General features: G+C 73.4%; 6 protein-coding genes. 1 reads left to right on the top strand and 5 read right to left on the bottom strand.

Translation table 11 applies throughout. The features are described from left to right. Window positions 1-341: 341 nt before the first annotated feature. The 5 genes from AE652_RS34475 to AE652_RS34455 all read right to left on the bottom strand — a co-directional run bounded on the left by AE652_RS34475 (window position 342) and on the right by AE652_RS34455 (window position 4,697). The gene (locus AE652_RS34475) at window positions 342-1,031 is read right to left on the bottom strand and encodes an SDR family oxidoreductase (RefSeq protein WP_049658860.1); all 690 of its coding nucleotides are present in this window, start codon (window positions 1,029-1,031) and stop codon (window positions 342-344) included. Window positions 1,032-1,044: 13 nt separating this feature from the next. Next, a complete protein-coding gene (locus tag AE652_RS34470; protein WP_049658859.1) occupies window positions 1,045-1,569 on the bottom strand; it encodes a TIGR00730 family Rossman fold protein in 525 nt (174 codons plus the stop codon). 45 nt (window positions 1,570-1,614) lie between these two features. Then, window positions 1,615-2,172: a Uma2 family endonuclease gene (locus tag AE652_RS34465; protein ID WP_049658858.1), complete on the bottom strand. Its 558-nt coding sequence runs from the start codon at window positions 2,170-2,172 to the stop codon at window positions 1,615-1,617. Window positions 2,173-2,290: 118 nt separating this feature from the next. Further along, window positions 2,291-3,427, bottom strand: a complete 1,137-nt coding sequence (gene mnmA, locus AE652_RS34460) for a tRNA 2-thiouridine(34) synthase MnmA (protein WP_049658857.1) — start codon at window positions 3,425-3,427, stop codon at window positions 2,291-2,293. A gap of 88 nt (window positions 3,428-3,515) precedes the next feature. Next, a complete protein-coding gene (locus AE652_RS34455) occupies window positions 3,516-4,697 on the bottom strand; it encodes a cysteine desulfurase family protein (RefSeq protein ID WP_049658855.1) in 1,182 nt (393 codons plus the stop codon). Between the two features lie 181 nt (window positions 4,698-4,878). Here AE652_RS34455 and AE652_RS34450 point away from each other — a divergent pair. Then, window positions 4,879-5,345, top strand: a 467-nt coding sequence (locus AE652_RS34450) for an IclR family transcriptional regulator (protein WP_049658854.1), incomplete at its 3' end; no start/stop codon positions are given.

Raw genomic sequence — 5,345 nt, 5'->3', positions numbered from 1 at the left:
GCCCGCGGAGACGGCCGGCAGACCGACCGCCCCGAGCAGCGTCACACCGGCGGCGAGGGCCGTACGGAATCTGGAAATGGGAACCCCCCTGGGCACTTTGAAGCGCGAATGACGCCTTTACCCTCCGTTGGTCCGTCCTTGATCGACTGGAGGGCGGAGCGGATCATTCCACAACCGGTGGGGGCGCGCCAACGGCAAATCCGCAGGCCGCCGCACCCCGCGCGAACGGCCCCGGCGCCGAGCGGAGGGCTCGGTGCCGGGGCCGTCGGGCACGCGGACGTGGTGTCGAACTCCGGTGGGCGCGCGGGGCGTCGGCCGTCGCCGGTGTCCCGCGCGGCGCGTCAGCGCCCCGGGCGGACGGTGATGTCGGTGATCTCCGCGTCGCGGGAGGCGTCGAGGGCGGCGAGGACCGCCTTGGCGACGGACTCCGGCTCGATCCAGCGGTCGGCGTCGTACTCCTTGCCCTCCTGCTGGTGCACCTTGACCTGCATCGCGGTGGCGGTGCGGCCGGGGTAGACGGAGGTGACCCGGACGCCGTTGGCGTGCTCCTCGTGGCGCAGCGCGTCGGCGAGCGCCTTGAGGCCGTGCTTGCTGGCCGCGTACGCCGACCACTCGGCGTGGGCGTTCAGGCCGGCGCCGGAGTTCACGAAGAGCACGTGGCCCTTGACCAGCCGGATCGACGGCAGCAGGAGGCGGGTCAGCTCGGCGGGGGCGACGAGGTTGACGTTGAGCGTCTCCTGCCAGGCCTTGGGGGTCAGGTCGCCGACCGGGCCGAGCTCGACGACGCCCGCGACGTGCAGGAGGGAGTCGAGCTCGACGGGCAGCTGCTGGTGGCCGAAGGCCCAGGAGAGCTTGCCCGGGTCGCCGAGGTCCCCGACGAGGGTGCGGGCCCCGGGGAAGCGCTCGCGCAGCTCGGCGGCCCGGCGGGCGTCGCGGGCGAGCAGCCAGAGCTCGTCCCCGCGCTCGGCGAGTCGCTCGGCGAGGACGGCGCCGATGCCGGAGCCGGCGCCGGTGATCAGATGTGCAGCCATGGACCCGATCCTCTCAGGCCTTGAGCTGGGCGAAGACCTCGGCGGGGGTGTCCGCGAAGGTGATCAGCTCGGCGAGCGGGCGCGGCAGGAAGCCCTCGGCGTCCATCCGCTCCATCTGGGTGCGCAGGCCGGAGTAGAAGCCCTCGGTGTCCAGCACGACCACCGGCTTGTCGAACATCCCGTGCTTCTTGAGCTCCAGCACCTCGGTCACCTCGTCCAGGGTGCCCAGCCCGCCCACCAGGACGACGATCGCGTCGGCCCGGGCCGCCAGCTCCGCCTTCCGCTCGGGGAGGTCGGCGGTCCACACCAGCTCGTCGGCGCCGACGTACGCCTTGTGCCGCAGCATCTCGACCATCACGCCGACCAGTCGGCCGCCGGCCGCCTTCACCTCGTCGGCGAGCAGCCCCATCAGCCCGGCGTTCGAGCCGCCCCACACCAGGGTGTGCCCGCCCTCCCCCAGGAGCCGGGCGAACTCGGCGGCGGGGGCGGAGTAGCGGTCCTCGAGCGAGTACGCGGAGCAGAAGACAGAAATGTTCATAGTGTCGTCTGGTCTATCACGCCCCCTGCCCACCGCTCACCGCCATTACTCGGTGTACGGCACGAGCTTCGACAGGCTCAGGCTGAAGCCGAAGGGCTCCGGGATGGTGATCGCGTCGCCGAACTTCCGGTCGCTGCGGGTGTGGTAGCGGTCGTGGTTCGGCTCGGAGAACAGCGTCACCGTCTGCTGGCGCGGGTCCACGATCAGGTACAGCGGGATGCGCATCACGGCGTAGTCGTGCAGCTTGTCCATCCAGTCGTTGCCCGGGTTGGACGGCGAGACGATCTCCACGGCGATCAGGGCTTCGGCGGCAGGGGCTTTGTTACCCGGCTGGGAGAGGACGTCGAGGGGGAGGTAGGTCAGGTCCGGCTCACGCCCCTTGGAGACGTCCGGGCTGACGATCTCGCTCCGCTCGCTGGGAAGGTAGCCGTCAGGAGCGTGCTGCTCGAACTGCCTGCGCACCTGGGCCACGTTGAGCTGATGGATGTTGGACGGCGACGCCTGCATGATCAGCGTGTCTCCGGACCATTCGATCCGGACGCCTTCCGGGGTGATCCGCTCCAGCTCCTCGATGAACTCGCGGTGCTGCTCGTAGAAGGTCATGCCGTCCACTATGGCCGACCGGGCCGACATCTCACCCGCTGCCGGTCGGCCTGCCGACACCGGGATCCAGCCGGGCCTCTGCGTGGACAGGAGGCCCGGCCCTCCCGGCCGCTGCCGCTCAGGCGGTGACGGCCGGGCGCTCGGTGGTGGCGATGGTGGCGGAGCCGACGACGCGGGTGCCGTCGTAGAGGACCACGGCCTGGCCGGGGGCGATGCCGCGCACCGGGGTGTCCAGCCGCACCCGCAGTTCGCCGTCGACGACCGAGGCGCTCACCGGCACCTCCTCGCCGTGGGCGCGGAGCTGGGCGGTGTAGCGCCCGTCGGCGAGGGGCTCGGTGCCGCACCAGCGGGGGCGGATGGCGGTCAGCCCGGTGACGTCGAGGCCCTCGACCGGGCCGACCGTCACGGTGTTGTTCACCGGGGAGATGTCCAGGACGTAGCGCGGCTTGCCGTCGGCGGCCGGGCGGCCGATCCGCAGGCCCTTGCGCTGGCCGATGGTGAAGCCGTACGCGCCGTCGTGCTCGCCGAGCTTGGTGCCGTCGGCGTCGAGGATGTCGCCGGGCGCGGTGCCGAGGTGCTTGGCGAGGAAGCCCTGGGTGTCGCCGTCGGCGATGAAGCAGATGTCGTGGCTGTCGGGCTTCTTGGCGACGGCCAGGCCGCGGCGCTCGGCCTCGGCCCGGATCTCCTCCTTGGTGGTGTCACCGAGCGGGAAGAGCGAGTGGGCGAGCTGGTCGGCGTCGAGGACGCCGAGGACGTAGGACTGGTCCTTGGCGGAGTCGACGGCCCGGTGCAGTTCGCGCGCGCCGGAGGGCAGGTCGACGATCCGGGCGTAGTGGCCGGTGCAGACGGCGTCGAAGCCGAGGGCGACGGCCTTGTCCAGCAGCGCCGCGAACTTGATCTTCTCGTTGCAGCGCAGGCACGGGTTGGGCGTGCGCCCGGCCGCGTACTCGGCGACGAAGTCGTCGATGACGTCCTCGCGGAAGCGCTCGGCGAGGTCCCAGACGTAGAAGGGGATGCCGATCACGTCGGCCGCCCGCCAGGCGTCCCGGGAGTCCTCGATGGTGCAGCAGCCGCGCGCGCCGGTCCGGAAGGACTGCGGGTTGCTGGACAGCGCCAGGTGGACGCCGGTCACCTCGTGTCCGGCTTCGACGGCGCGGGCGGCGGCGACGGCGGAGTCGACTCCGCCGGACATCGCCGCGAGCACGCGCAGACGGCCGGTGGACGGAGTGGTCGGGGCACCCGGGAAGTCAGTCATGATGGCAACAAGGGTACGGGGTGGCCCGGCTGTTCCCGGAAGACGGGATCAGCGCCGGACGGCCGGGAACGGCACCGCACGGCCGGGATCAGCGCCGGACGGAGGCCAGCCCGGCGTTGCGCGCCCGCTGCACCGCCGGCCCGATGGCCGCCGCCAGCGCCGTCACGTCCTCCCGCACCGAGGTGTGGCCGAGCGAGAACCGCAGCGACGCGCGGGCCAGCAGCGGGTCGACGCCCATCGCGAGCAGCACGTGGCTGGGTTGCGGCACCCCGGCGGAGCAGGCGGAGCCGGTCGAGCACTCGATGCCCTGGGCGTCCAGCAGCATCAGCAGGGCGTCGCCCTCGCAGCCGGGGAAGGAGAAGTGCGCGTTGGCGGGCAGCCGCCCGGCCGCGGACGGGTCGCCGTTGAGGATCGCGTCGGGGACGGCGTCCAGCACCGAGGCCACCAGTTCGTCCCGCAGCGCGCCCAGCGTGACGGCGTGCTCGGCCCGCCGTTCGACGGCGATCGCGGCGGCGGCCGCGAAGCCGGCCGAGCCGGGGGCGTCCAGGGTGCCGGAGCGCACGTCGCGCTCCTGCCCGCCGCCGTGCAGCAGCGGTACGGGCGCGGCGCCCCGGGACAGCAGCAGCGCGCCGATGCCGAACGGGCCGCCGATCTTGTGTCCGGTGACGGTGAGCGCGGTGAGGCCGGATTCGGCGAAGGAGACCGGGACCTGACCGAGCGCCTGCACCGCGTCGGCGTGCACGGGGATGCCGTACTCGGCCGCCACGGCGGTCAGTTCGCGGACCGGCTGGACGGTGCCGACCTCGTTGTTGGCCCACATCACGGTGACCAGCGCCACCGACGCCGGGTCGCGTTCGATCGCGGACCGCAGCGCCTCGGGGTGCACCCGGCCGTGCTCGTCGACCGGCAGGTACTCGACGGCGGCGCCCTCGTGCTCGGAGAGCCAGTGCACCGCGTCCAGCACCGCGTGGTGCTCGACCGGGCTGCACAGCACCCGGGTGCGGGCCGGGTCGGCGTCCCGGCGGGCCCAGTACAGGCCCTTGACCGCGAGGTTGTCGGACTCGGTGCCGCCGCCGGTGAGCACGATCTCGCTGGGGCGGGCGCCCAGGGACTCGGCCAGCGACTCCCGGGACTCCTCGACCACCCGGCGGGCCCGGCGGCCGGCCGCGTGCAGGGCCGAGGCGTTGCCGACCACCCCCAGGTGCGCCGTCATCGCGGCGATCGCCTCGGGCAGCATCGGCGTGGTCGCCGCATGGTCCAGGTATGGCATAACCATCCGATTGTAGAGCGCCGCACGGGGCGGGGTTCCGGCCCGGGGCACCGATCCAGCCACCGCCCGCACGGGCCGGACGCACCACGGCCGGACGGCCGCGTCCGGTACTGGTTTGTACCACTGAGCCACCCAGCGGTTAGCCTGACGCCACCAGTCAGCCGGATCCACGGGGAACGCCATGTCGCAGTCGGTCGACCGCGCGCTGACCCTGCTCGACGCGCTCGGCGACGCACCGCTCTCGCTGGAGCAGGCCGCCAGCAGCCTCGGGGTGCACAAGTCCACCGCCCTGCGGCTGCTGCGCACCCTGGAGGAGCACGGCTTCGCCCGCCGCCAGCCGGACCTGCGCTACCGGATCGGCGGCCGGGTGCTCTCGCTGGCCCACCGCGCACTGGAGGACTTCGACGTCCGGCAGGTCGCCGCGCCGTACCTGGCCGCGCTCAACGCCCGCTGCGGGTACACCGTCCGGCTCGCCGTGCTGCACGACGGCGAGGTGCTCTACCTGGACGAGGTGGCCGGGCCGCCGGGCGCGGAGCCGTCCCGGATCGGGCGCCGGGCCCCGGTCGACGGGACGGCGGTCGGCCGGGTGCTGCTCGCCGGGCTGTCCGCGGACGACGCCCGCGCGGAGCCCGAGCTGGCGGCGGTGCG

Origin of the sequence: Kitasatospora sp. MY 5-36, assembly GCF_001182915.1 — a bacterium.
Lineage (GTDB): Bacteria > Actinomycetota > Actinomycetes > Streptomycetales > Streptomycetaceae > Kitasatospora.
This window is presented reverse-complemented; position numbering and strand designations above follow the sequence as displayed.

Bases quoted from the DNA above. Each gene is read 5' to 3' on its own strand.
- AE652_RS34475 (WP_049658860.1), bottom strand. From the start codon at position 1,031: ATGGCTGCACATCTGATCACCGGCGCCGGCTCCGGCATCGGCGCCGTC.
- AE652_RS34470 (WP_049658859.1), bottom strand. From the start codon at position 1,569: ATGAACATTTCTGTCTTCTGCTCCGCGTACTCGCTCGAGGACCGCTAC.
- AE652_RS34465 (WP_049658858.1), bottom strand. From the start codon at position 2,172: ATGACCTTCTACGAGCAGCACCGCGAGTTCATCGAGGAGCTGGAGCGG.
- mnmA (WP_049658857.1), bottom strand. From the start codon at position 3,427: ATGACTGACTTCCCGGGTGCCCCGACCACTCCGTCCACCGGCCGTCTG.
- AE652_RS34455 (WP_049658855.1), bottom strand. From the start codon at position 4,697: ATGCCATACCTGGACCATGCGGCGACCACGCCGATGCTGCCCGAGGCG.